Annotated in this window: 21 protein-coding genes; 12 read left to right on the top strand and 9 right to left on the bottom strand. The window is 34.9% G+C overall.

All coding sequences use genetic code 11. From position 1 onward, the window contains the following. Positions 1–123: 123 nt before the first annotated feature. Positions 124–3,411, bottom strand: coding sequence for an efflux RND transporter permease subunit (locus ACWA1F_RS16920; RefSeq protein WP_456895316.1), 3,288 nt, complete (start codon positions 3,409–3,411; stop codon positions 124–126). 12 nt (positions 3,412–3,423) lie between these two features. Beyond that, complete coding sequence (locus ACWA1F_RS16915; protein WP_456895314.1) at positions 3,424–4,809, bottom strand: TolC family protein; 1,386 nt, start codon at positions 4,807–4,809, stop codon at positions 3,424–3,426. A gap of 174 nt (positions 4,810–4,983) precedes the next feature. Here ACWA1F_RS16915 and ACWA1F_RS16910 point away from each other — a divergent pair, with 174 nt between their 5' ends. The 3 genes from ACWA1F_RS16910 (at position 4,984) to ACWA1F_RS16900 (ending at position 7,358) form a co-directional block, all read left to right on the top strand. Next, positions 4,984–6,021, top strand: a complete 1,038-nt coding sequence (locus tag ACWA1F_RS16910) for a sensor histidine kinase (protein WP_456895312.1) — start codon at positions 4,984–4,986, stop codon at positions 6,019–6,021. Beyond that, on the top strand, positions 6,018–6,719 hold the full coding sequence (locus ACWA1F_RS16905; RefSeq protein WP_306159422.1) for a LytR/AlgR family response regulator transcription factor: 702 nt from the start codon (positions 6,018–6,020) through the stop codon (positions 6,717–6,719). Before ACWA1F_RS16910 ends, ACWA1F_RS16905 begins: the two co-directional genes overlap by 4 nt. A 165-nt stretch (positions 6,720–6,884) precedes the next feature. Then, complete coding sequence (locus tag ACWA1F_RS16900) at positions 6,885–7,358, top strand: hypothetical protein (RefSeq protein WP_456895310.1); 474 nt, start codon at positions 6,885–6,887, stop codon at positions 7,356–7,358. Between the two features lie 248 nt (positions 7,359–7,606). On the opposite strand, the gene ACWA1F_RS16895 is transcribed toward ACWA1F_RS16900, so the two are convergent. From ACWA1F_RS16895 to ACWA1F_RS16870, 6 genes are all read right to left on the bottom strand, one after another. Beyond that, positions 7,607–8,371, bottom strand: a complete 765-nt coding sequence (locus ACWA1F_RS16895) for an SDR family NAD(P)-dependent oxidoreductase (protein ID WP_456895308.1) — start codon at positions 8,369–8,371, stop codon at positions 7,607–7,609. Positions 8,372–8,645: 274 nt separating this feature from the next. Next, positions 8,646–9,371: an SDR family oxidoreductase gene (locus ACWA1F_RS16890; RefSeq protein WP_456895306.1), complete on the bottom strand. Its 726-nt coding sequence runs from the start codon at positions 9,369–9,371 to the stop codon at positions 8,646–8,648. 502 nt (positions 9,372–9,873) lie between these two features. Next, positions 9,874–10,797 carry a helix-turn-helix domain-containing protein gene (locus ACWA1F_RS16885; RefSeq protein WP_456895304.1) on the bottom strand — a complete coding sequence of 308 codons (924 nt, stop codon included), beginning with the start codon at positions 10,795–10,797 and terminating at the stop codon, positions 9,874–9,876. 314 nt (positions 10,798–11,111) lie between these two features. Next, positions 11,112–11,672 carry a 2'-5' RNA ligase family protein gene (locus tag ACWA1F_RS16880; RefSeq protein WP_456895302.1) on the bottom strand — a complete coding sequence of 187 codons (561 nt, stop codon included), beginning with the start codon at positions 11,670–11,672 and terminating at the stop codon, positions 11,112–11,114. Positions 11,673–11,697: 25 nt separating this feature from the next. Beyond that, a complete protein-coding gene (locus ACWA1F_RS16875; RefSeq protein ID WP_456895300.1) occupies positions 11,698–12,009 on the bottom strand; it encodes a hypothetical protein in 312 nt (103 codons plus the stop codon). Positions 12,010–12,548: 539 nt separating this feature from the next. Beyond that, on the bottom strand, positions 12,549–13,580 hold the full coding sequence (locus ACWA1F_RS16870) for an AraC family transcriptional regulator (RefSeq protein WP_456895298.1): 1,032 nt from the start codon (positions 13,578–13,580) through the stop codon (positions 12,549–12,551). A 107-nt stretch (positions 13,581–13,687) separates the two neighbouring features. Here ACWA1F_RS16870 and ACWA1F_RS16865 point away from each other — a divergent pair, with 107 nt between their 5' ends. From ACWA1F_RS16865 to ACWA1F_RS16855, 3 genes are all read left to right on the top strand, one after another. Further along, positions 13,688–16,078 carry a TonB-dependent receptor gene (locus tag ACWA1F_RS16865; RefSeq protein WP_456895296.1) on the top strand — a complete coding sequence of 797 codons (2,391 nt, stop codon included), beginning with the start codon at positions 13,688–13,690 and terminating at the stop codon, positions 16,076–16,078. 24 nt (positions 16,079–16,102) lie between these two features. After that, on the top strand, positions 16,103–17,341 hold the full coding sequence (locus ACWA1F_RS16860) for a DUF4374 domain-containing protein (RefSeq protein WP_306159407.1): 1,239 nt from the start codon (positions 16,103–16,105) through the stop codon (positions 17,339–17,341). A 144-nt stretch (positions 17,342–17,485) separates the two neighbouring features. Then, the gene (locus ACWA1F_RS16855) at positions 17,486–18,871 is read left to right on the top strand and encodes a PepSY-associated TM helix domain-containing protein (RefSeq protein ID WP_456895293.1); all 1,386 of its coding nucleotides are present in this window, start codon (positions 17,486–17,488) and stop codon (positions 18,869–18,871) included. An 89-nt stretch (positions 18,872–18,960) separates the two neighbouring features. Here the strand turns inward: ACWA1F_RS16855 and ACWA1F_RS16850 are convergent, their stop codons facing one another. Continuing rightward, positions 18,961–19,899, bottom strand: a complete 939-nt coding sequence (locus ACWA1F_RS16850) for an alpha/beta hydrolase (protein WP_456895292.1) — start codon at positions 19,897–19,899, stop codon at positions 18,961–18,963. 408 nt (positions 19,900–20,307) lie between these two features. Here ACWA1F_RS16850 and ACWA1F_RS16845 point away from each other — a divergent pair, with 408 nt between their 5' ends. From ACWA1F_RS16845 to ACWA1F_RS16820, 6 genes are all read left to right on the top strand, one after another. Next, positions 20,308–21,903 (top strand): MFS transporter, encoded by a 1,596-nt coding sequence (locus tag ACWA1F_RS16845; protein ID WP_456895290.1) that lies wholly within the window; start codon positions 20,308–20,310, stop codon positions 21,901–21,903. A 98-nt stretch (positions 21,904–22,001) separates the two neighbouring features. Then, positions 22,002–22,841: a 5-dehydro-4-deoxy-D-glucuronate isomerase gene (gene kduI, locus ACWA1F_RS16840; protein WP_111377125.1), complete on the top strand. Its 840-nt coding sequence runs from the start codon at positions 22,002–22,004 to the stop codon at positions 22,839–22,841. Positions 22,842–22,844: 3 nt separating this feature from the next. Continuing rightward, entirely contained in the window at positions 22,845–23,636 is a 792-nt protein-coding gene (locus ACWA1F_RS16835; RefSeq protein ID WP_456895287.1) for a gluconate 5-dehydrogenase, read from the top strand. A gap of 24 nt (positions 23,637–23,660) precedes the next feature. Next, complete coding sequence (gene uxaC / locus ACWA1F_RS16830) at positions 23,661–25,061, top strand: glucuronate isomerase (protein ID WP_456895285.1); 1,401 nt, start codon at positions 23,661–23,663, stop codon at positions 25,059–25,061. A gap of 111 nt (positions 25,062–25,172) precedes the next feature. Then, positions 25,173–26,192 (top strand): PfkB family carbohydrate kinase, encoded by a 1,020-nt coding sequence (locus ACWA1F_RS16825; RefSeq protein WP_456895283.1) that lies wholly within the window; start codon positions 25,173–25,175, stop codon positions 26,190–26,192. Positions 26,193–26,206: 14 nt separating this feature from the next. After that, the gene (locus tag ACWA1F_RS16820) at positions 26,207–26,875 is read left to right on the top strand and encodes a bifunctional 4-hydroxy-2-oxoglutarate aldolase/2-dehydro-3-deoxy-phosphogluconate aldolase (RefSeq protein ID WP_456895281.1); all 669 of its coding nucleotides are present in this window, start codon (positions 26,207–26,209) and stop codon (positions 26,873–26,875) included. Positions 26,876–26,971: the final 96 nt, after the last annotated feature.

Below are 26,971 nucleotides of genomic sequence, written 5' to 3'. Positions count from 1 at the left end.
GGCGTTTTACTAATCTAAGTGCACATAGTTTGGCTATGTGTGAAAACTAGTTTTTTCTTTTACCTCTTTTTATTTAAAACTCAAATCTATGTTTCTATGTGTTTAAAAAATATACTCAACAGGTTACTTTCCAACTTTCGACTTACTTATTGATGAAATATAGTGAATGCTTTCTGGATCTTCAGGATCTAGAGAAACAGATTGTGTCGATGTTTTTTCTTGTGCCCACGCAAAGATCTGCGGAAGGATTAATAATACGGCAAATGTAGAAAATAATAATCCGCCGATTACTGCTCTTCCTAACGGAGAAACCTGATCGCCACCTTCGCCGTGTCCGATCGCCATTGGCAACATACCCGCAATCATCGCAACCGAAGTCATGATAATCGGACGAAGACGCAACGCCGCCGCTTCACGAGCCGATTCTAAGGCGTTTCCGTTTATTTTACGCAATTGCTCGGCATTTGTAACCAAAAGAACCGCATTGGCAATAGAAACTCCAACTGACATAATGATTCCCATATACGATTGTAAGTTCAACGTAGAACCTGTAATGGTCAGCATTAATAATGATCCTAAAACTACGGCAGGAACGGTCGTTAAGATTACCAGCGAAACTTTGAACGATTGGAAATTAGCAGCCAACATTAAGAAGATTACAAAAACGGCAACCAATAATCCTGTTTGTAAACTGCTTAATGTTTCGGTCAATACAGTACTTAGTCCAATTGGCGTAATAAACAAACCACGAGGCAATTCGCCCAATGAACTAATTGTTGACGACACATCTTTTGATGCCGTACCTAAATCGGTTTGGTAGATGTTGGCCGTAACGGTAATGTATGGCATGGCTCCTAAATTGTCGTTTTCACCGCTCACAAAGCCTGGTGTAATTTTGGCAACGTCACTTAAAACTGGACGAAGCGAGTTCTTCAATACCGGAATTTCTCCAATATCGGTTTTGCTTTTCATTTTATTCAACGGAACCTGAACTTGCACCGCGTATGATAATCCTGCTCTTTCATCAACCCAGTTGTTTTTTTCGGTGTAACGAGAAGAGGAAGTTGATGCTACCAACGAACGTGAAATGTCGTTCATATCAACGCCTAATTCGGCAGCACGAGTTCTGTCAATATCAATATTCATTGCTGGATAATGAATTGGCTGTCCAATTTGTACGTCTCTGAAATACGAAATCGCTTTTAGTTTGTCTACAATTTGAGTCGCGTACAATTCGTTTCGTTTTTTGTCTTTTCCTGCAATTCGAATTTCGATTGGAGTAGGAGAACCTTGACTCAACACTTTATCAGTCAATTCGATTGGCTCGAAAGAAAGTTTAGTATCGGGCAACACTTTTTTCAAACGCGCTCTAAACTCGTCTTTAAAGTCGTCCATATCTTCATGGTAATCTTTTAAACTTACCTGAAAAACCGCTTCGTGAGAACCCGCCATGAATAAATAAATAGGGTTAATCGAGAATAGAGAAGGGTGCTGACCGACATAAACAGAAGAAATTCCGATATGATCTTTGCCGACCATTTTTTCTAATTCTTTCAAAACAACTCTAGCTTGTTCTTCGGTTCTTTCCAAACGTGTTCCGTCAACTGCGCGCATTCTTAATTGGAGCTGGCTCGAATTGGTTCTCGGGAAAACGTCTTTTCCGATAAAAGTCAAGAATACTATTGCTAGAACAGTTGCCACAACTAAATACGTAATACTCGTTATTTTTTTATGTACAAACAATCGGTCTAAAGTGCGCATAAAACGGTTTCTGAATTTCTCGAAACCACTCACTTTTCCGTCGTTGTTAAAATCTTCCCTTTCGACCATTTCCTTTTTCTGTGCAATTAAATCTTGCTCAGATTCAGGCGTTAATCCACAGGCGTTAAACTCTGCTTCGTCGTCGGTAATATTTGGTTCGTGTGCGTGTTTCGTGTGCGCTTTCATCATCCAGTTGGCCATTACGGGAACAAAAGTCTGCGAAAGTAAAAACGAAATCACCATTGAAAATCCAATCGCTAAAGCCAAAGGCAAGAACAATGCTCCCGGAATTCCGACCATCGTAAATGCCGGTGCAAATACGGCGAGAATACAAAGTAAAATCAATAATTTCGGCAAGGCAATTTCCTGACAGGCATCCCAAATGGCGAGAGCCTTGGGTTTTCCCATGTCGAGATGCTGGTGAATATTTTCGATCGTTACGGTACTTTCATCCACCAAAATACCAATTGCAAGCGCTAATCCTGATAAAGACATTAAGTTGATCGTCTGCCCGAATAATTTCAGGAATAAAACCCCAGAAATAACCGAAATCGGAATCGTCATAATTACGATTAACGCTGCACGTCTATCGCCCAGGAATAATAAAACCATTAAACCCGTAAGAACCGCACCGATAATTCCCTCTGTAATCAAACTTTTTACGGAGTTGATTACATAAACCGACTGGTCAAATTCGTACGTAATGTTGACATCTTCAGGAAGTGTACTTTGAATTTTAGGCAATTCTTTCTTCAATTTCTGAACCACATCCCAAGTCGAAGCGTCTCCCGCTTTTGCAATACTAATATAAACCGAACGTTTTCCGTTTACCAAAGCATAACCCGCTGTGATATCGGCACCGTCTTTTACCTGAGCAACATCGCCCAGTTTTAAGTTTTGAACACCGCCTTTCAATAGTGGAATCTGCTCAAAATCTGCAATTTCTCTAATCGTATTGTTAGTTGGCGTAATATAGTTTTTGTCGCCCATACGCACGTTTCCAGACGGAGCCGTTTGGTTGTTCAAACGAATGGCTTCGACAATCTGGTCTGGCGTCATATTGTGCGAACGCAATAAATCTGGATCTACGTTAACCTCAATAGTTCTTGGGCTTCCGCCGAAGGGAGCCGGAGACAATAAACCGGGAATTGAAGTAAAGGAAGCACGAACATAAACGTTGGCTAAATCCTGTAATTCGTTGTTGGATCTGACTTTAGAACTCAAAACCAATTGTCCAATTGGCAGAGAAGATGCGTCAAAACGAATGATAAACGGAGGCTGTGTTCCTGGAGGAAAAGCCGCTTGAATCCTGTTCGAAAGTGCACTCAACTCGGCAGCTGCCTGCGCCATATTGGTTCCTTCATAATAGGTTAATTTCATAATCATTAACCCCTGAATATTTTTGGTTTCTACCGATTTGATACCGTTCGAAAAAGGTAAAACGTTCACATAGTTTTTAGCAAAATAAGCTTCCATTTGGTCTGGAGTATAACCTCCAAACGGATGCGCGATGTAGATAACCGGCAAATTCATTTTCGGCAAAATATCTACCTTAATGTCTTTGATGGCACCGATTCCGAAGAAAAATAGACCCGCAACCAATACTAAGATCGATATGGGTTTGCGGAGTGCAAAACGTATTAAATTCATTAGGATTTATAATTAAAATTCATTTATAAATAAGTCAAAATTTCCTGTTGCTGCGACTTTCAATAAGTACGATTGCCACACATTATTATTGACAATATCACGATCGATTTCGGCTCGGTTTAAAACATACATCGTCTGCGTTAAATCAGTCAAATCGGTTAAACCGTTTTTGTATAAAGTCGATTTCTGAATGTACGCTCGTTTTGCTGCATCAACTTGAATTGGCGCTTCGGCGTAATTTTCCAGAGTGATTCTGATTTTATCTTCAGCAAAATTCAGCTGCGATTTCAGTTCACGATCTGCCTGATTGTATTCTTCCTGAATCGCCTGCGAAACAAATTTCTGTGCGCTTACCTGTTTGCTGGAACGGAAAGGTGTGGTTAAATTCCACGTAATTCCAACTCCAATTAAATAGTTGGTACGATCTGGATTTACGCCATCCCAATAATTTCTTGTAAAAGCATTTTGATTCGTTGCATAAGAAGAATCAAATCCAGAGGCTCTGGTTTGTAAAACTCCAAAAGCACTCATTGTTGGGTAATAGAATCGTTTGTACAATTTCACCTGCTGATTGCTGTAATCAATTCTCGTTTTGTACAATTGCAATAAAGGGTGCAAACTGTCTGTAGTAGCTTCACTTTTAATTAATTCTTTCGGAATCTGCGTTACAAAAAGTGTATCAGCAACAAAATCCTGTGGTGCAACGCCCATCAAATCAACCAATTTGTTGTTTTGTTCTTTAACGAAGTTTCTAGCCAGATTTAAAGCGATTTTAGCTTTAGAAACTTCAGCGGTAGCCAAAGTAGAATCTACTCCAGCCAATAATCCGTTTTTAACTCTCGCGGCTGCAGTCTTCTTAAAAACTTCTGCGCGGGAAAGATTTTTTTGCTGTGAAATCAGTAATCTCTGACTTGCCAAAAGATTTAAATAAGCAGCCGAAATTTTAATTTCCTGTTGGAATTTTTCCTGCTGTAAATCTTTTTCTTTAGCCTGAACATCAATTTTTGAAAGATTGATTTTCTCTTTCGTTTTTCCGAAGGTGAAAAAATCCCAATTCATGTTGACTAAATACAGCGCTCCAAACGCCGAATTCCAGTTTTGTTCAGGAAGAGGTAAACCTGATGAAGCAACTCCTAAACCTCCAAATCCGTAAAGCGGTCCGTTTTGTCCGTTTACAGTTCCGTAATCCTGCTGCGCCGATAAATTTAAGTTGGGCAGATAATCACGACGGGATTGTTTTAGAGTCTCTTTTGATGCATTGGTGTAATTGCTTTTTGCTCGGATAGAACCGTAGTTTTCAAGACCTATCTTTACAGCTTCTTTTAAAGATAGGGTTTGAGCATAACCGATTGAGGCAAAAATCAATAAAAATAAAAAGGTAATTTTTTTGAAATACATAAACTCAAGGTGTGAAATAAAATGTTTTTGATGAAACAAATTTATTTCTCTTATGCTGATAAAAGTCAGGTTAAGTGATGTACTGCACTAGTAAATGACGAATTGAATTTGTCATTTTTTGAAAAAAATAATTAAATATTTGTTCGTACTTTGTAAACTATTTCAAAATTAAGAATGAACAAAAGAATTGATAACATACTGGATAACAAATGGTGGCAGGAGGTTGCCGTTGTCCTTTTCTCCTTTACAATTTATACCTTAAAAAATGATTGGATGTTATTCAGTTCTTTCATTTCTATTTTAATGGGTATATTTTTCTATTGCATTTTGTACATGCACGCCCAATTTAACCGCTTTTTTTTACTGCCAATTTTATTCAAAGCCAATAAACCTTTTACATATATCATTTTAACGCTTTTTGGAGTATTTGTCTTTTCGGTCATTTTGTACGAAATCACAATGCTGGATATGTTTGCCAAATGCCATTTGTATCAAAACTCGCATCAGAGAAGTTATGCGTACCAATTGGCGAGCGTTTTAGGAACTTTGGTCTGCATTCTGAGTCCGATTATTGTATTTAAGTTTTATCGTATTCACAGAAAACAAACCGATGCGGCTTTATTGTTCAATCAAATGCAATTGAATTCATTGAAAGGACAATTAAATCCGCATTTTTTATTCAATACTTTTAATACACTTTACGGAATCAGTCTTCAGTTTCCAGACAGAACGCCCGATTTAATTATGAAAGTTTCGCAACTAATGCGTTATCAATTAGAAAGCAACAGCAAACAATGTGTTTCTTTAGAAGACGAATTGGAGTTTATAAACAGTTATGTGCAGCTCGAAAAAGAGCGTGTTGGGTATCGTTGCGATATTACTTTTGAAAGTCAGGTAGACAACGAATATACCTATAAAATTTCTCCCATGCTTTTAATTGCTTTTATCGAAAATGCCTTTAAACATGGCACTTGCGCGATTGAAAGATGCTTCGTTAAAATTACGATTACAGTTGAAAATGGTTTGTTGAAATTGCATGTTTCGAATTCGATTCCGAAGAAAAACGATGTGATTTCGACCAAAATAGGCTTAAAAAATACGATCGAACGTTTGAATTTAATTTATGGAAAAGACTATAAATTGAATATTAACGATGATAAGCAAACTTACATTGTTGATTTAGAAATTCAGCTAAAAAAGTTTGTAGGATGAAAGAAACCAAAAAATGTATAATTGTCGATGACGAACCCGCAGCGCATTATGTTCTAGCGAATTATATCAAACAGAATCCGCAGTTAGAATTGGTTTTTCAAGGTTATAATGGCATCGAAGCAATGAATTATCTCCGTGAAAATACAGTCGATTTAATGTTTTTGGACATCAATATGCCCGAAATTTCAGGAATGGAATTATTAAAGATTATTCCGAATCATCCAAAAACGATTTTAACAACGGCTTATTCTGAATTTGCTTTAGAAAGTTACGATTACGGCGTTATTGATTATCTGCTGAAACCGATTTATTTTCCGAGGTTTTTAAAAGCAATCGATCGCTTTTTTTCAACAGAAAATGGAAAAGCAAAAGAAGAAGAAACGATTGTAAATACCGTAAGCGTAAAAGTTGACGGTTATATTATGGATATAGAACTGGATCAGCTTTTGTTTGCGCAAAGTTTCGGAAATTATGTGAAGCTTCATACTACTAAACGAACTTACTTGGCTTCGATCACGACAACAGAATTTGAAAAATGCCTTCCAGAAAAGAATTTTATGCGCATTCATAAATCGTATATCGTGGCTTTAGATAAAATTGATGCGACAGAAAAAGATTTTGTTGTCATTAAAAATGAAAGAATCCCAATTGGAATTACTTATAAAAGAGAATTGACGGACAGGATTAAGAAAAATTAGTGTTCAGTCTCGAAGTTTAGGGATAGTGTTCAGTTTTTAATTAATCATAAGAAGTCTGAATATTAAAAAACCGACCATTTACCAACTAAAAAATATTTATTTTTCATAATAAAAAAAAGTAGTACTTTTAATACGTTACTTAAAGTTCAACTTAAAAGAGAAATTATGAAAAATGCATTTTTGATTTTTACTTTTTTATGCAGTAGTTTTTTAATTGCGCAAGAAGGAACTAACATGAAAAAAGTAATTACACCGCCAGAAAAGGTGCGGTTTACTTTTGAAAAAGAATATCCCGGAAAGGTACCGGTTTGGTCTGAAGAATATGTGGGTGACGATGCAGACGAAGTTAGGTATGAAGCACGATACAATGTAAACGATACCACTAAAGCGGTAGCGATTTATGACAATCTAGGAATCATGAAAGCTTTTGAATTGGAGATCGCGTTTAGAGATCTTCCCGTAAAAGCACAATCCTATTTGAAAAAGAATTACAAAGCGAAAGCGATTCAAGAAATTGCAAAAGTAGTAGACGATAAAAACAAAACAACTTACGAAGTTGGCATAATAAAAGACACTAAGTTTTATGATGTTGTTTTTGATAAAGACGGCGGTTTTGAAGTCTCAATCGAAAAGAATTAAAGATTTTACTAATTCAAATATTATTTGAAATGACAAACCCGATAAAGTTTTTTAAGCTTATCGGGTTTTGTTTTTTTGTTTCAAGTTCCAAGTTTCAAGTTGATATTCTTTGTGTGTTTTTAACCGCAAAGAGCGCAAGTTTTTTAAACTATACGAATAGAAATGCAAGGTTCGCAAAGCTTTATGTGAAAAACTTTGCGAACCTTGCGTAAATCTTTGTGTGCCTTGCGGTTAAACCTGAAACCTCTTTACAACATCATCCCACCAGAAACTTCAATTCTTTGCGCATTTACCCAACGAGATTCCTCGCTGCATAAAAAGGCAACAACACCGCCAATATCGTCTGGCAAACCAACTCTTCCTAAAGCGGTTACCGAAGCAATTTGCTGATTCATTTGCTCGTTATCTCGAACGACACCGCCTCCAAAATCTGTTTCTATGGCACCAGGAGCTACAATATTGACTCTTATTTTTCTAGCGCCCAATTCTTTTGCCTGATATTTTGTCAAAGTTTCCATCGCACCTTTCATAGAAGCATAAGCTGCATAACCTGGAAACGAAAATCTTGCTAAACCAGTTGAGATATTCACGATTCCACCACCGTCATTCATTTCGTTTAAAGCTTTTTGAGTCAAAAAGAATGGGCCTTTAAATTGGATATTAGTTAATAAATCGAAATCGGCTTCTGTAGTTTCGATAAATGATTTATGGATTCCGATTCCAGCATTGTTTACCAAAAAGTCAAATTTGTCTGTTTTGAAAGTGTTTTTTAAAGTTGTTTTTACAGCTTCGAAAAAAGAATCAAAAGTTCCCGAATCTGCAACATTTAATTGTAACGCAGCCGCTTTTTGCCCCAAACTTTCAATTTCCGAAACTACTGCATCAGCTTCTTCTTTTTTACTGTTATAAGTAATAATTACATCTAATCCTTTTTTTGCAATTGCAATTGCCATATTTTTTCCTAAACCTCTGCTACCGCCTGTAACTAGAGCTATTTTTGTATTTACTGTCATGATGTTTATTGTTTGTTGTTTATTGTTTGTTGTTTGTTGTTTGTTGTTTGTTGTTGTCTGTCTGAGTGAAGTCGAAGACTTTTACGAGTTTTGCTTGTGAATAATTTTAAACACATAGAAACATAGGTTTTTTGTTTTCGTTAAAAGAGAGCTGAAAGAAACTAGTTTCTCACACATAGCTGGAAGTGTAATTCTAGACGCTAGCTATGTTTTTTTAAACAAGTGAAACGCCTTTTCTAAGTTTCTAAATCTATGTTTCTATGTGTTTAATAAATTAGTTAGAATGTAACGCTTCAAATGATGCCTTCAATTCTGGTACGCTTGCGTTCAATCTCGTTTCGCTGGTTCCGAAAGTAAGCTCTTGTCTCCCTTCTTTTAACTGTTCAAAAATCGACTCAATAAAACTGCTTACGCTTGGGTGAGCGTCGTGAAGTCCGATTCCGCCTAAATCGGTGTTTAATGCTGGTGGAATAATCTCGACTACTTCAATGTTTTTTTCTTTTAATAAATGACGAAGTGAAATCGTAAACGAACGGAAAAATGCTTTTGTAGCCGAATAAACTGGAACTTTTGCAAAAGGTGAAAATGCCAATCCAGAAGTTACATTCATAACCGTTGTGAGTGATTTCAATTGAATGAAAAGCGAAGTTAAATGCAACGGAGCTTCTATGTTTGTTGTTAATTCCGATTTCATACTTTCGTAAAAATCAGCATCGGTTACAGATTTCCAGTTTTGAATTCCGGCGTTGTTTACTAAAACATTCAAATCAGAATGATTTTCTTTGATCCATTCATAAAGAGCAATACGATCTTCCTCTTTAGAAAGATTACATACTTTTGTAATTACGGTTGGAAATTTAGTTTTTATTTCTTCTAAAAGAGAAGCCCTTCTTCCACAGATAATTACAGTATTGTTTTCTTTCAAAAATCTTTCGGTAAGTCCAAGTCCGATACCGCTTGCACCACCGGTTATTAAAATTTTGTTGTTTGATAAGTTCATAATTTCGATCTTTTAATTTGATGAGACAAAGGTATAGCCAAAGCAGTGGTGGAGAATTGTAAATATCAAACCGATGTTTGCGAAATTCAAATCAAGTGTGAAATTCCAATTTTTGAAATTCCAAATTCCAAAACCCAAATTCCAATTCTCATTTTATGTCTTCCTGAGCGGAGTCGAAGGACACGCACAGTATATACACGATGCGGATGTAGCATGAGATCCTTCGACTTCGCTCAGGAGGACAAACTATACAGGAATTACTTTATTTTAAACAGAATCCGAAGGATTCAAATATTTATAGAAGATGTATTACCGAGCATAATATGACCCCTTCGGGGTCAAACCCAACTGACTAATTATTATGCTATAAACATTTGAATCCTTCGGATTCTCTACAATCTAAGCTCTACAATTTAATTCTAAAATCAATAATTTAAAATCTACAATCTAAAATCTGCAATCTAAAATCTGCAATCTAAAATCAACATTCTAAAATTTAAAATCAGCTTCGAAAAGCAATCGGCGTAAAGGTTGTTTGTTTTTTAAAGAAATTAGAAAAATGTGCTAATTCTTCAAAACCAAGTGAATAGGCAATCTCAGAGATATTCCAGTCCGTTTGTTTTAAAAGGATTTTGGCTTCGTTGGTTAATCTGCTGCTTATTAATTCGGTGGTGGTTTTTCCTGTGTTTTCCTTTAAAACTTTATTTAAATGATTAACATGCACTGATAATCTTTCAGCAAAATCTTTGGCGGTTCTTAATTCTAATCGCTGGTTTGGCGATTCAATCGGAAATTGTCTTTCTAATAATTCAGCAAATAAAGACGAAACTCTTGCTGCAGAATTGTGTTTAGAATATAATGCCGTAATAGGCTGTAATTTTTGACCAAAGTGAATTAATTCTGCAACATAATTTCGGATTAAGTCGTACTTATATATATAATCAGAATTGATTTCTTTTTGTATTTTGTTGAATATCAGTTCTACTTCTGAAACTTCTTCGTCTGAAAGCTGAAAAATAGGATAGCCGTCTGAAGCGAAAATAGGCAGTTCGTCCAAGTCGATTCCGCTTTTGCTTTTAGAAAGAAATTCACTTGTAAAAACACAAAATTGTCCTCCTTGATTGGTATCCTGCGGAAGGTAATTGTATGGAATTTTGGGAGTTGCAAATAACAATCCTTGTTTTTCTATTTCGATTACTTTATTGGCATATTCTGCTTTATTGTGTCCTCTAATCAAACTTATTTTATAATACGCTCTGCGGTCATAAGGCATACCAGGTTTTCCTTTCATGCGCTCCAAAAGTTCTTTTATATCAAAAATATTAAAGTGCCCGATTTCTTTCTGAATGTCATTTGGAAGCAGTGAATTTGGATCTACAGTAGATCCTTCGGTAATGTCTTTGTAAAATGAGTCAAGGGATTTCATAGCATTCGAATTTGCGAAAATCAAATATACGAAAAAAGTTTTTTATGCCACGAAGATGCTAAGGCACGAAGTTTTTTGTTTAACCGCAAAGGGCGCTAAGAATTACGCAAAGGACGCAAGTTTTATTTATATATGAATTAGAAAGTGCGCAAAGCTTTACGCATTTTGCTCGAACATAGCCCAAGGTTTTAACCTTGGGTACGCAACGAAGCCATCCCTAAATATGTACCCAAGGTTGAAACCTTGGGCTATGGTTGAAATGGAGAAATAGAATATTTAAAAAACATTGCGCCTTTGTGCCTTTGTGGCAAATTTCAAAACAAACTCTCCTGAACAAATTCTGGTTGGGGATTGTTGCCAAAAGGAAAAGCATCAATTACAAAAAACTGTTTTACAACGGGATCGAATTCTCTTAAAACAATTGAATCACAAAGAAAATTAAGGTCGATTGTGGTAAATAATTCAGTAGCTTTTTTAAGATTTTCTGGAGTTAATCGTCGACCGATTGACATGTGCGGATCGTCACTTTTTTTGAGTTTTAAAGATTTCAGCGTTTCATGAATCTTTTTCATGATTGGTATTAGATTCATTTTAGATTCATCGTTTACACCAATGTAAAACGCGCCAGCATTCTCATAAAATCCAAAATGATCTAAATGTACTTGGGAAGAGGTAAAATTATCAGCAATTTTAATAAGTTTCTTTTTAGTGGAATCAAGTTGGGAATCGTCAATTTTGAATTCGCAAATGGTAATATGAGCTTCAGAATTGCAGCTGTTGTACCATCCAATCTCACTTTTTAAGAAGTTTTTCATTTCCTTAACTGGAGCGACCAATTTTTTAGAATAAAATACAACTGAATATGTTTTTTCCATTTTGGATATTTTAAAGAAAACAAATTTAAAGCTTTCCTTTCAAATGCAACCTATGCAGGATTTCCGATTTCAATAAACCGCTTCCGCCTCCAAAATGTTCAATAACTTCGACATCGGGCTGATGTTTTAAGCAGAAAGAAGTAAACTCTTTTTCGATATGATCTTCAATTGCAGAACTCAGTAGTACAATATCTATTTTGTTATTTTGAAAGTATTCTTGAGCTTCTTTTTCGTTATTAAAAGCAATGCCATTCCAGTTTTCATCTGCGTTAACTAGGCGAAGCAAAATAGCTAAAATAGCTTCGTTTTTTCCGAGTAATAAAAATTGTAGCTTCATTTTTTTGAGGTTCTGAGTTATTAAGGTACTAAGGTAATGAGCTTCTAAGCTTCTAAGAAATTGTCTAATTATATAATTGCATTCGCAAATGTAGTCAGGTATTTAGAAAAAGAAACTTAATCTAGGACAAGAAATGTATTTTTAAGAAGTTTTTCGGAAGGAATCTAGTATTTTCTTTTACAAAATTTAGTTAAAGTTGATTTTGGCAATATTTTGCTGCACAATCATTTAAGCTTTTCGGTTTGTTATAATGATGTTAATTTTTTGTTGAATGAGGAAAACCGTAAGGGAATCTCTATTGAGCCTTTTAATTTTGGGCTGTTGAAATTTAATAACAATGCTGTTTTTACCTTTTTTAGAATGTCATTTTTTAAGTTTTAACAATTCATGTTTTTTGGAGAAACATTTTTTTTGAATTAAATTTTGACATATTCATTTGATCGTGGGTACTTGTATAAGAGTTTGCACTATACATTAATGTCTAATTTTTTTTAGGGTTTTAAAAGGAAGTCGACGGACGGAATTTTAGAACCCTTTTTTTATATAGCAAATGAAAAAGCCAATAAGAAGAATTGAATGATATCAGTATTGATTTTAAATTTTTGAGGCGAGAATCCGTAATAGCTTTTGAAAGCTGCCGAAAAATGTGAAATATCTTTATAGCCGCATTTATACGCCGCTTCGCTTACCGTAGCCGTTTTGCTTTGGAATAATTCTTTCGCATGTTCCATTCTGAGTTTTATGATATAGCTCCTAACAGTCGTTCCGAAACAAGCTTTAAAACCTTTTTTAAGTTTGAATTCGTTTAACGAAATAAGTCTGGAAAGTTCCGGTAGAGTAGGAGTGTTTCTATAATCGTTTTCTAATATTTTTTTTGCTTCTAAAAGCTTGCTAAAATCTTCTTCGCTAATTTTTTCTGAAGCTAAAGGTTTTGTATCTACTGTTTCAAGCTGATAAATAAGGAGTTCTTTAATTTTACTTTCGATATAAATTCTTTTTAAAACGCCTTCTCTCGTACAGTTTTTTATTTCTGATGTTACCCATTGAATTGCGGGCGTAAAAGGAAGATATTTTGTTGTTAAATAAGAAGATTGCTTTCCCAGAATTTTTTTCGAAAATTTCTCATGCAGCTGCCAGTCTTCGTTTATAATGTTGTAATAGAATTCCTTAGAAAGTATAATCGACATGTAATTTATCTGCTTATGAGCGGGAATTTTAAAAGAGCCTTTAAAATTATTCGTATAGAAAATATTGTGCGTGTTTTCTTTAGAAAACTTTTCGCTTTCCAATTGGTCAATATGAGTTTCTACATTACTGCTGTAAATAAAATTCATGACAATAGACTCTTCATCAATTTCAAAAAGAACAGTTTTAGAACTTGAGAAATATAACTGAGTATCAAGTAGAACCAGTCCGTCGGTTATGAGATGTCTGCTAATTATTTGTTCTGAATCTTCATTCTGTGTATTGACATTTTCTTCGGTTAAAATACTTTTTGGATAATAGTTAGCTCCAATTTGAATTTTAATTATAGGCGTTTGAGAAGTTAAAATAGTGGCGTTGATTTTCAAAATTTAATCCGTTTTTACAAAATAATAATCCGTTTTTCCCTATCTTTTTTCAAGACGTTGATGGTACTTTTGCAGCAAAGTTATTTATAATTAGTCTAATTAAAGATATGTCAGCTCAAAAATTTTTATTTGCCAGTTTATTTTTTCTAACCACGTTCTTATCATTTTCCCAGCAAAATCAAGGTTTTACAGTGTCAGGAAAAGTTGTTGAAAATTCTGGAGAAACAGTTCCGTTTGCAACCGTTATCATCGAAAAAACAGGTTTAAGTGTAATGTCAGATGAAAAAGGGAACTATGTTTTAAAAAATGTTCCATCAGGAAAACACACTATAAAAATCTCTGCAATGGGATTTTCAGTTCAAAAAAAACAAATTCAAGTTTCAGGCAATTTAGATCTTTCGATTAAAATGGAAAGTGAATTGCAAGAATTAGAAAACGTATCTGTAATAGGGCGTTCGGCAGTTGATAAGGTAAATAAACAAGCCTATAATGTAACTGCTCTTGATGCAAAAAAACTGCACAACTCTACTTTGGATCTGGCACATGCCTTAGATCGAGTGTCAGGCGTACGTTTTCGTGAAGCTGGAGGTGTAGGATCTCGATCAGAATTATCGATTAATGGATTTTCTGGAAACCAAATTAAGATTTTTATTGACGGCGTACCGATGGATAATTTTGGCTCGTCTTTTCAAATCAATAATATTCCAATTAACCTAGCTGATCGTGTAGAGGTTTACAAAGGTGTTGTGCCTATTTGGTTGGGTGGAGATGCTTTGGGTGGAGCTGTTAATATTGTAACGAATAGCAAACCTCGAACTTATGTGGATGCTTCTTATTCTTTTGGATCATTCAATACGTTTAAAACAGCTATAAACGCAGGTTATACTTCAAAAAGTGGTTTTACTACAGAGATTAACGCATTTCAAAATTATTCGGATAATAATTACTGGGTAAATGTTGAGACTAATGATTTAGAAACTGGTAAGTATTATCCTGAAACGCGAGTAAGAAGATTTCATGATAATTACCATAACGAAACGGTAATCTTTAAAATTGGAATTACTGGTAAAAAATATGCCGATAAATTGATGGTTGGTTTTACAGCTGGACAAAATAAGGCTGATATTCAAACTGGAGCCAGAATGGTAGCAGTATTTGGCGAAAGGTATAGACGCGGGAATACTTTGATGCCTACTTTGAAATACCAGGTAAAAGATCTATTTACAAAAGGGTTGAATGTGGATGTAACGGGAAATTTTAATTTTGGTTATGAACAAACTGTAGATACAGTAAATAGACGATACAATTGGTTTGGGCAATATACACAAAATGAAGGTCCAGGTGGAGAAGCTGGTAGATCTCTGTATAAATTTAAAAACAACAATGGAGTAGCTACTTTTAATGCTAATTATGCTATAGGAGAACGTCACTCATTGTTGCTAAACAATACATTTAACACATTTGACCGTAAAGGAAGCGATGAACTTTATCCTGAGTCTGTAACGTATCAACAGCCTGAAAAGCTACAAAAGAATATTTTGGCATTTGGCTATAAATTTGACTACAACCAAAAATGGAGCACTTCATTATTTTTAAAGAATTATGATTTAAAAACTACTCTCACAAGAAGTTACAATCCTTCTGGAAACTGGGGAGATGTTGCCTATCAGGAGTTAAATGATAAATCATCTTCTTTAGGTTATGGAGGAGCAAGCAACTATTATTTAAGACAAAATTTGCAAGTAAAAGCTTCTTATGAAAAAACCTATCGATTACCTACACCAAATGAAATTTTTGGTAATCCTAATGATAATTTACAGGGTAACAATAATTTAAAACCAGAATCGAGTAACAATGTCAATGTAGGTCTTAGTTATCAAACTAGATTTAATGAAATTAATGCCTTAACATTTGATGTAAATGGTATATATCGTAATGCTACTGATTTTATTCGTACTGAATTTAATAATAATCAGAACAAAACGGTAACAGTTAATCAAGGAAGTGTAAGAACAAAAGGTATTGATGGAGAAATTCGATACTCTTATAAAAACCGATTTACTTCTGGTATTAATATGACGTATCAGGATATACGCAATATGACCAAATATGAGCCAGAGCAAAATTATGTTTCTTACTATTATAAAGACAGGGTGCCAAATATTCCTTATTTGTTTGGAAATCTAGATGCAACAGTTTTTTTTAACGATGTATTTAAGAAAGGAAATAATTTATCTGTAGGTTATAATCTTCTTTATGTGCATGCTTATTATCTGTATTGGCCAAGTAGGGGAGGTTCAAGTGGTAAACACGATATTCCTACACAACTTAAACATGATTTAAACTTGGTTTACACGATGGCCAATGGAAAATACAACGTTGCCTTAGAATGCCAGAACTTATTGGATAATGAACTTGTAGATAATTTTTCACTTCAAAAACCTAGTCGTGCCTTTTATCTAAAATTTAGATACTTCTTTAACAAATCGAACAAATAATTTTAATATAAATTTTTAATACTTATGAAAACAATTAGCAAATTACCTTTATTATTGGCTGCATTTGCTTTCACTTTTATTTCATGCGAAAGTAATGATGATAAAAATGAGGGAGCTAGTGGAGAAACAGGAAAATCAAAATATATAGTTACCGTTTCTACAGGAGCAACTGGAGTAGCAGATTATTTATTAACTGCCGACGACGTTTCAAAGGGATTGATTACCACAGCAGGAAATGGACTAGAACAAGATGGTACTTATCGTTATTACCTATCAACGCAAAACAAATTTTTTAGTTTCCTTTACGGTCAGGGAAATCCAGGAGCTGTTACTACTTATGGATTAACTGCGGATGGAAATTTAACTAAAACTTCAAATTTCCAAGCTGAGACAGTACAAGTTTTTGCGCCAGTTAACAAAGATATTTTAATGGTGAAAGTACCAAGAAGTGGCGCTTCAATTTCTTATATGTATAAAGTTGATGCAGAACAATCTGTACTCACAGGAACAGTGTCACAAGATACTAGACTTTTAATTGGAAATAAAAATGCAGATTTAGCAGAAAGAGCGCATTTTACTTGGGCAACTCAGGTGGGAGATAAAGTATTTATGCCTTATATGAAAATTAATGGTATTGCTCCAGATACTTTTGGAACAAGGCATCCTGATAGTACTTGGGTAGCTGTTTATAGTTATCCAGATCTAAAATTAGAAAAAGTAATCAAAGATAACCGTACAAGTTATTTAGGAGCTTATTTTACTAATGGATTGTTTCAAGATGAAAAAGGAGACGCTTATGGATTTTCTGGAGCTATTGCAACAGCTAATAATGTTGTAAGCTCTACAAAACCTTCAGCTATTGTTAGAATTAATAAAGGTACTACAGAATTTGACAAATCTTACTTCTTTAATGTTCAAGAAAAATCTGGAGGATACAAGATTTCTTCAACAAGTTATATCTCAAATGGTAAGTTCTTATTATTAATGTACGGAACTCCAGGAACTAATTCAGGAGCTGTTAAGTTAGCTGTTGCTGATGTGTACAACCAAACCTTTAAATGGGTTACTGGTATGCCTGCTGTATTATCAAATGCTACTACTCGTTATAATATTACAACAGAAGATGGAAATTCAGCTGTTCTTGGTGTAAATACTCCTGATGGAAACTGGATTTACGCTATCAATGGAACGACTGGTGTAGCTACACAAGGTATGAAAGTTGAAGGTGGACAAATTACTGCAATCCAGAAATTAAAATACTAATAATTTTTTGCCGTAAGTCCTTATTTTTTATGAGGACTTGCGGTTTTTCTATTTATCCTATTTATCTATCCGATTATGTTTTCTTCGTCAAAACCAAAACCTAATAACAAGAAAAAAAGTAAAAAGTCACTTTTTAAGCGTATCATGGCTTGGCTGCATTTGTGGCTGGGTTTAGCTTCTGGAATTATTGTAGTAATTGTCAGTCTTACAGGCTGTATTTATGTTTTCGAAAATGAAATAAAAGATTTTATCGAAGACTGGCGTTTTGTAAAACCTCAGAAAGAAGCATTTTTACTGCCCTCTCAATTGGTTACAATTGCAGATAAAAAAATGAAAGACAAGAAAGCTACAAGTGTGACTTTTGGTGCAAAAGACGAAGCAGCAATTGTGGGCTATTTTGTGGAGAAAAAAGAAGAAGGCGAAGGAGGACGAGGTGAAAAAGGAGGAAATAAAAGAGGTGAACATAAAAGGGGAGAACGTAAAAAAGATTTTGCTCAAAATCAAGCAGGAAAAGCAAAATCGGAACTGAAACCTGGTGAAAAAGGGAAAGAAAAAGGAAAAGGTGAAAAACGCAAAGGCGGAAGAAGATCTGGAACTTTTATAAGCGTTTATATGAATCCGTATACGGGAGAAGTATTAAATGTAAAAACTTTTTCGAGAGGAGATTCTCCAGATTTTTTCAGATGGATTTTAAACGGACACCGTGCATTATGGCTTCCTTATGATATTGGAAGACCAATTGTTGGAGTTGCAGTTTTAATTTTCGTTGTATTATTAATTTCAGGTATCGTTTTGTGGTGGCCTACAAAATGGATAAAATCTATTATAGATAAAAGTTTTAAAATTAAATGGGATGCCAGCTTTAAGCGTGTCAATTATGATATGCATAATGTCTTTGGTTTTTACAGCTGTATTTTCCTGTTTTTTATAGCCGTAACGGGCTTAGTATGGAGTTTTGGGTGGTGGAGTAAATCATTGTATTGGGTAACCTCTGGAGGTAAACCGTTGACAGAAAATCGCGAATCTCCAAAATCTGACACAACCAATGTAAAAGAATTTAATATTACAACAGCCGATAAAGTTTTATTGAATATAAGAAAAGAAAATCCTCAGGCAGCCGGAATTTTAATTAGTATTCCTGGGAAACCTGCAGACCCTATTGGTGCTTTTGTTTACAAACAAAAACACACTTTTTATAATATGGACCGATACAGTTATGATCAGCAGAGTTTGAAAGAAATCTCGATTAAAACGCCTTTCTCAGGAAAGTATATCGAAGCCAATATCCCAGACAAAATCCGACGTATGAATTATGATATTCACGTAGGAAGTGTTCTCGGACTTACAGGAAAAATCATAGCCTTTTTGGCCAGTTTAATTTCTGCCAGTTTACCAATTACAGGATTTATTATCTGGTGGGGAAAACAGAAATTTGGTAAAAAGAAACCTGCCGCAAAACCAAAAGTGGCAAGTAAGGCAGTTCCTGTTCCTAAATTGAAAAATACAGCAGAACAAGAGGTTACTGCTTAAACATATTAAAATGGTTTTTTTAATTCCTTTTTTGTTTTTTTTTTTTTTGATAAAGGGCAAAACTTGTAAAAGTTTTGCCCTTCTTTTTTTTAGTTATATCCGTTTGCTTTTAACCATTCTTCGCAATCTCTTGTCCAAAATTTGCTAGTGTCTGCAACGCCTAAACCAAATCCGTGGCCTCCTTTTTCATAAATGTGCAGTTCTGCTGAAACGCCATTTTTCTTTAAAGCCAAATAGTAATTGATGCTGTTTTCTGGTATTACAACCGTATCGTCTGTGGCATGAATTAAGAAAGTTGGCGGTGTTTTTGAAGTAACTTTCTTTTCGTTAGAAAAAGAATTTATAAGTTCCTGAGAAGGATTATTTCCAAGTAAATTGGTTTGCGAACCTTTGTGCGTAATTTCGTTTTCCATTGAAATTACAGGATAAATCAATAGCGAAAAATCGGGACGTGCACTTACTTTAAAAGCCGATTCATACACTTTGTCATCGTAATGAGTTGATGCAGTAGAAGCCAGATGTCCACCAGCAGAAAAACCTAAAATCCCAACTTTATTAGGATTTAGATTCCATTTTGATGCATTTTGTCTTACGTAGCGAATGGCTTCTTGAGCATCTTGCAACGGCCCAACATTTTTGTTTTTCATCGTTAAATCGGTCGGCATTCGGTATTTTAATACAAAAGCTGCAATTCCTAAGCTATTAAACCATTCGGCTACTTTTGTTCCTTCTTTATCAAAGGCCAAATGTGTGTAGCCGCCACCTGGGCAAATTACAACAGCCGTTTGATTTGGTTTCGCTTCTTTCGGAATAAAAATACTTAGAGTTGGAACAGAAACCTGACTTGTACTCTGCATTTTTCCCTCTTTTATGACTTCTTTTTCTTTATAGTTGTTTGCCATTATTTCGTCAGGAATCTTATTCCAAAGCGGAATAACTTGATTCTGTGCGCTAACAGTAAATATTCCTGAAAAAAGAAGAAAAGTAAAGGCAGCTCCTCTTAAAGATTGTGTTTTTGTGGTTTTCAATTTGATTTTTAATTAATTGTTTTACAATTGTTTATTTGGTTTTATCGAAAGAAATTCAATAGCATTATTCGAAAAAGGGAATTAAAATGAAATGAACTTCCAAAATATAAATTTCAGGACAATTTTACCCCTTAAAAAGGATGAAATTCACCTATTGGCTTTTAACAAATATATTGTTTAATGTGTAATTTTGTATTCTTTTTTTTATGTAATATGTTTATTTAATGACTTAAAATAATTTTTCATACAATATTATTTGGATTGTACAGATTAAAAACTATATTTGTGCAATCGATTACATTAATTTTCTTTAAAGGTGCTAATTTATTGATTTTAATATTTTTAGAAAGCAGTAAATATAGTCTTTTAAGATTACCAAAATTATAAAAACTATAATACCCACTTACTATGAATCAAACCGAAACTGTTGCAGTAAATCAGAGCATCAAATCTACAGGAAAATACCGTTGGAGTATTTGTGCATTGCTGTTCTTTGCGACCACAATCAATTATCTAGATCGACAAGTTCTTTCTTTAACCTGGAAAGATTTTATTGCGCCTGAATTCCATTGGACCAATAACGATTACGGAAACATTACCGCTTTGTTTTCTATATTTTATGCAGTTTCTCTTTTGTTTGCGGGCCGATTTGTAGATTGGTTAGATACTAAAAAAGGATTTCTTTGGGCAATTGGAATTTGGTCTGTAGGAGCTTGTCTTCACGCATTTTGCGGAATCGCCACTTCTGGAATTATTACAGGTGAATGGTTTGTAGGTTTTCATGGTTCAAAAGAAATAATCGGTACAATAAGCGATACAGCGTTGGTAATCAATGTGAGTGTGGCTTTATTTATTTTTGCACGTTTCGTTTTGGCTGTTGGAGAAGCAGGAAACTTTCCGGCTGCTATCAAAACTACAGCAGAATATTTTCCTAAAAAAGACAGAGCTTTTGCAACAAGTATTTTCAATGCGGGAGCAACAGTTGGAGCTTTAGCGGCACCAATTACAATTCCTTTTATTGCAGAATCTTTCGGATGGGAAATGTCTTTTATTATTATTGGAGCTTTAGGGTTTGTATGGATGGGATTCTGGATGTTTATGTACGATAAACCAGAAAAACATGCAAGAGTAACGCCAGAAGAATTAGCTTATATTCAGCAAGATGATATTGCAGATAGTAAAATCGAAGGTTACAAGCCAGAAACTACTTCTAAAGTTTCTTTAAAGGATTGTTTTAAATACAAACAGACATGGGCTTTTGCTTTCGGTAAATTTATGACAGATGGCGTTTGGTGGTTCTTTTTATTCTGGACACCAGCATATTTAAGCTCAGTTTACGGAATGGATTCTACGCAAGCAGCTTTCCCATTGTTTATTTTATACATGATCACTCTACTGTCTATTATTGGAGGATGGCTTCCAACGTATTTTGTGGAGAAAAAAGGAATGAACCCGTATGAAGGAAGAATGAGAGCGATGTTGATTTTTGCCTTTTTTCCTCTGTTGGCTTTAGCGGCTCAGCCTTTAGGATATATTAGTTATTGGGTTCCCGTAATCATTATCGGTATTGCAGGTGCAGCACACCAGTCTTGGTCAGCAAATATTTTTACTACGGTAGGAGATATGTTTCCTAAGAAAGCAATTGCTACGATTACCGGTATCGGTGGATTAGCGGGCGGTGTTGGTTCAACATTGATCAACAAAGGTTCAGGTGTATTGTTTGACTTTACACAAAGAAATTGGAGTACAGTAAATGGTCAGCCATTATTAGAAAAATATCCTCAGTTTCAAGATGCAGTAACAGAAAAGGCTTTTCTTGCTGAAAAAGGAGTAGCAAATTTAGAAGATTTTTTAAAGTCGCTTACCGCTGCAGGAGATACTGTTGCAAACGGAATCAATTCAGGTTACATGATTATTTTCTCTATTTGTGCGGTTTGTTATTTGACAGGATGGATAGTAATGAAAACTTTAGTTCCAAAATACCGTCCAATTACCGATCTTTAATAGATTTTTTGATAATTGAAACATTTTTTTTCATTTCAATTATGCTATTTAAATATAAAAATATAATTTTGTGCAATCGATTACATTAATTTAAAATTATGACAAAATATAGTTCAAGATACGCGTCAAGCCCAGAAGCTGTTAAAAAATATGATACACAGCAATTGAGAGAAGAATTCCTGATTGATGACTTAATGCAGGAAGATGAAGTAGTATTGGTTTACTCGCATTACGACAGATATATTGCAGGTTCCGCAGTTCCTGTAAAAGGCGATTTAGCTTTAGAAACTATAGATCCGTTAAAAGCTCCTTATTTTTTAGAAAGAAGAGAATTAGGAATTATCAATGTTGGAGGAAGCGGTTCTGTTGTGGTTGAAGGAACAACGTATGAGTTAGGTTTTAAAGATGCTTTGTACATCGGAGCTGGAAATAAAGAAGTTGTTTTTAAAAGTGATGATAAAAACAATCCTGCGAAGTTTTATTTAAACTCTGCACCAGCACATACCACTTATCCAACTAAAAAAGTAAGTTTAGCTGAAGCTAATAAATTACAGTTGGGAACAATGGAAACGGCAAATCACCGTACTGTAAACCAAATGATTATTGGAAGCGTAGTAACAACTTGCCAATTGCAAATGGGAATGACAGAATTGAAACCAGGAAGTGTTTGGAATACGATGCCAGCGCACGTACACGATCGCAGAATGGAAGTTTATTTTTACTTAGATATTCCACAAGATCAAGCAGTTTGCCACTTTATGGGACAACCGCAGGAAACAAGACACATCTGGATGAACAATCATCAGGCAGTAATTTCTCCGCCTTGGTCAATTCACTCAGGTTCAGGAACTAGCAATTATACTTTTATCTGGGGAATGGCGGGTGAAAACTTAGATTACGGAGATATGGATGTTTGTAAAATCACTGATTTAAGATAAGAAATGACAAATTTATTTGATATAAAAGGAAAAGTTGCCCTTATTACAGGTTCTACACACGGACTGGGAATGGCAATGGCAAAAGGATTAGGTCAAGCCGGAGCTACAATTGTAGTAAACGGAAATTCTTCTCAAGAAAAAATTGATAACGCTGTAGCTGAATTAAAAAGTGAAGGCATCAATGCGATTGGTTACAAATTTAATGTAACGGAAGAGCAAGAGGTGAAAACTGCTGTTCAGAAAATTGAAAGTGAAGTTGGACCAATCGATATTCTAATCAATAATGCAGGAATTATCAAAAGAATTCCGTTGCTTGATATGGAAGTTTCAGATTTTAGAGAAGTAGTTGATATTGATTTAGTAAGTCCGTTTATCGTTTCTAAGCATGTTGCAAAAGGAATGATTGCAAGAAGACAAGGGAAAATCATCAACATCTGTTCTATGATGAGTGAGTTAGGAAGAAATACAGTTTCTGCTTACGCTGCTGCAAAAGGAGGCTTAAAAATGCTGACTAAAAACATGGCGACAGAATGGGCAAAGTATAACGTTCAAATCAACGGAATTGGTCCTGGCTATTTTGCTACAGAACAGACAAAGCCAATCCGCGTAGACGGACATCCTTTTAATGATTTTATTATTAGCAGAACGCCAGCGGCTAAATGGGGAGATCCAAGTGATTTAGCCGGTGCAGCAATATTTTTATCATCAAAAGCGAGTGATTTTGTAAACGGTCACATTTTGTATGTTGACGGAGGAATCCTTGCAACAATCGGAAAACCTTCAAACGAAGAATAATTTTTAAATTATATTTTAAAAGACATGAGCCAGACTTTCATCAACGATAATTTTTTATTAGAAAATAAATATGCTGAAGAGTTGTATCACAATTACTCTAAAAATCAGCCAATCATAGATTACCACAATCACTTAAATCCGCAGTTTATTGCCGAAGATAAAATCTTTGACAATATCACTCAGGTTTGGATTAACGGTGACCACTACAAATGGCGTGCAATGCGTACATTAGGAATCAACGAGCAGTTTGTAACTGGAAACGGTTCAGATAAAGATAAATTCTTAAACTGGGGAAAAACAGTTCCGTACACAATGCGTAATCCTTTGTATCACTGGACGCATTTAGAATTGGCTCGTTATTTTGATATTTATGATTTATTGAATGAAAAGTCTGCTGAGAAAATTTACATCGAAACTTCAGAAAAAGTAAATTCTTCAGCGTACAGCACACAAAATCTTCTTAAAAAAGTAAACGCTGAATTGGTTTGTACTACAGAAGATCCAATCGATACATTAGAATTTCACCAGAAATTCGCAAACAATTCGACCGGAATCAAAATGAGTACGGCTTTCAGACCTGATAAAGCCATCTTAATTGCTAATGATGGATATAATGCATATCTGGACACATTAGGGGATGTGTCCGGAGTTGCAATTAACACGTATGCTGATTTACAGTCTGCATTAAGAAAAAGAATCGAATTTTTTAATGCAAACGGATGTAAATTAAGTGATCACGGTTTAAATCAAATTGATTTTGAAAACTTTACAGAAAGTGAAGTAAATGCTATTTTCAAAAAGAAAAGAGAAAACGGCGAATTGTCTCCAGAAGAAGTTTTAAAATTCCATAGCGCTATTTTAGTTTTCTTATCAGAGACGTACCATGAGTTTGGATGGGTACAGCAATTTCACTTAGGTGCATTGCGTAACAATAATGCTCGTATGCACAGAATCTTAGGGCCAGATACAGGATGGGATTCTATTGGAGATTATCCTCAGGCTCAAAAATTATCTGCTTTCTTAAATGCTTTAGACAGTAAAGATAAATTGACTAAAACAATCATTTATAATTTAAATCCTGCTGATAACGAAGTTATGGCAACGATGATTGGAAACTTCAACGACGGAAGCGTTCGCGGAAAAGTACAATTTGGTTCTGGATGGTGGTTTTTAGATCAGAAAGACGGAATGACAAAACAATTGAATGCTTTGTCTAATATGGGATTAATCAGCTGTTTTGTTGGAATGTTGACAGATTCTAGAAGTTTCTTATCATTTCCAAGACACGAATATTTCAGACGTATTTTGTGTAATCTTTTGGGAGACGAAATCAAAAGAGGAGAATTGCCAAACGATATGGAATGGATCGGAAAATTAGTTTCTGACATCTCATACAATAACGCAAAAGAGTATTTCAAATTTTAATTAAAGTTTAACCGCAAAGTTCGCAAAGATTTACGCAAGGTTCGCTAAGTTTTAAAATCCTTCAAATCTTTGTATCCCGATAGCTATCGGGAGTCGCAAAATAAATATAACATGAGTAGAGTAGTTGCATTTGGAGAAATCATGCTTCGTCTTTCGACAGAGAGACATTTACGTTTTTCACAGTCTTCAGCATTTGGTGCTACATACGGAGGCGGTGAATTTAATGTTTGTGTTTCTTTGGCAAATTATGGTGTAAATGCTGAATTTGTTACAAGACTTCCAAAAAATGAAATTGGTTTTTCTGCATTAAAAGAAATGAGAAAAATGAACGTGGAGTCGAAAAATATTGTTTACGGCGGAGAACGTTTAGGAATTTATTTCTTAGAAACTGGCGCGGGAACACGTGGCAGTAATGTAGTTTACGACCGTGCGCATAGTGCGATGTCGACTATTCAAAAAGGCCAAGTTGACTGGGAAACAGTTTTAGAAGGAGCAGAGTGGTTTCACTGGAGCGGAATTACACCAGCAATTTCTCAAAGTGCTGCAGAAGCTTGTTTAGAAGCTATTAAAATCGCTCACAAAAAAGGAATTAAGATTTCTTGCGATTTAAATTACAGATCAAAATTGTGGCAATATGGCAAAACGCCAAGCGAAGTGATGCCAGAAATGTTGCAATACAGCAATGTAATTTTAGGAGATATTGATACGGCTTATTTCATGTTAGGAATTCCGAAAGTGAATCCGAATTATCAGGATGAGAAAACGCTTCCTGCGGTATATGATAAATTATTTCAATTAATTCCGAATTTGAAGATTGCTGCAACAACGCTTCGTTATTCTGTAAGCGCTTCTCACCAAAGAATCGGCGGAATTTTATATGACGGAAAAGCAATTCACAGCGCTGCTGTAAAAGAAGTTACTCCAGTTGTAGATCGCGTAGGAAGCGGTGATGCTTTCATGGGCGGATTAATCTACGGTTTATTGGAATATGATAATAACCAAAGAGCATTGGATTTTGCAGTTGCGGCTTGTTGTTTAAAACATACCATTGCTGGAGATTACAACTTGGTTACCTTAAAAGAAGTGGAAAATATGATTGATGGTGATGGTTCTGCATTAGTATCAAGATAATTTTAAAATAAAAAATGGCAAAATATTCAAGAATAGAAGTCGCTTCTCAAATGAAAGAAAACGGAATGGTTCCGCTATTTTTTCATTCGGATATCGAATTAAGTAAGAAAGTTTTAAAAGCCTGTTATGACGGAGGTTCTAGATTAATGGAATTTACAAGCCGTGGTGATTTTGCTCATGAAGTTTTTGGAGCTTTAAACAAATACGCTTTAGCAGAACTTCCAGGAATGATTTTAGGTGTAGGTTCTGTAACAGATGCAGCTTCGGCTTCATTATATATGAGTTTAGGAGCAAATTTTATTGTAACGCCAGTTTTTAGAGAAGACATAGCTATAGCTTGTAATCGCAGAAAAGTGCTTTGGTCACCAGGTTGCGGAACTTTGACAGAGATTGCAAGAGCAGAAGAATTAGGCTGTGAGATTGTAAAATTATTTCCCGCAGATATTTACGGACCAGAATTCATTAAAGCAATAAAAGGCCCTTGTCCGTGGACAAATATTATGCCTACTGGTGGCGTTTATCCAACGGTTGAAAGTTTGAGTTCTTGGCTGAATGCCGGTGCGACTTGCGTTGGTTTAGGTTCGCAGTTAATTTCAAAAGACATATTAGATAATAAAGATTTCGAAGGGCTAACTTCAAAAGTGAAAGAGGTTCTTGACATTATAAAAGATATTAGAAAATAGATTAAGGGGTAATCATGCCGAACTCCTTATTTTATAAGTTTTTTTTAGATTTTTAGAGATTGTAATTGAGCATTACGCTTGAAAAATTTGGTTTGC

This window comes from Flavobacterium erigeronis (assembly GCF_054075165.1).
Note: the sequence above shows the minus strand (reverse complement) of the source record. Positions and strands in the feature narration are given on the sequence as shown.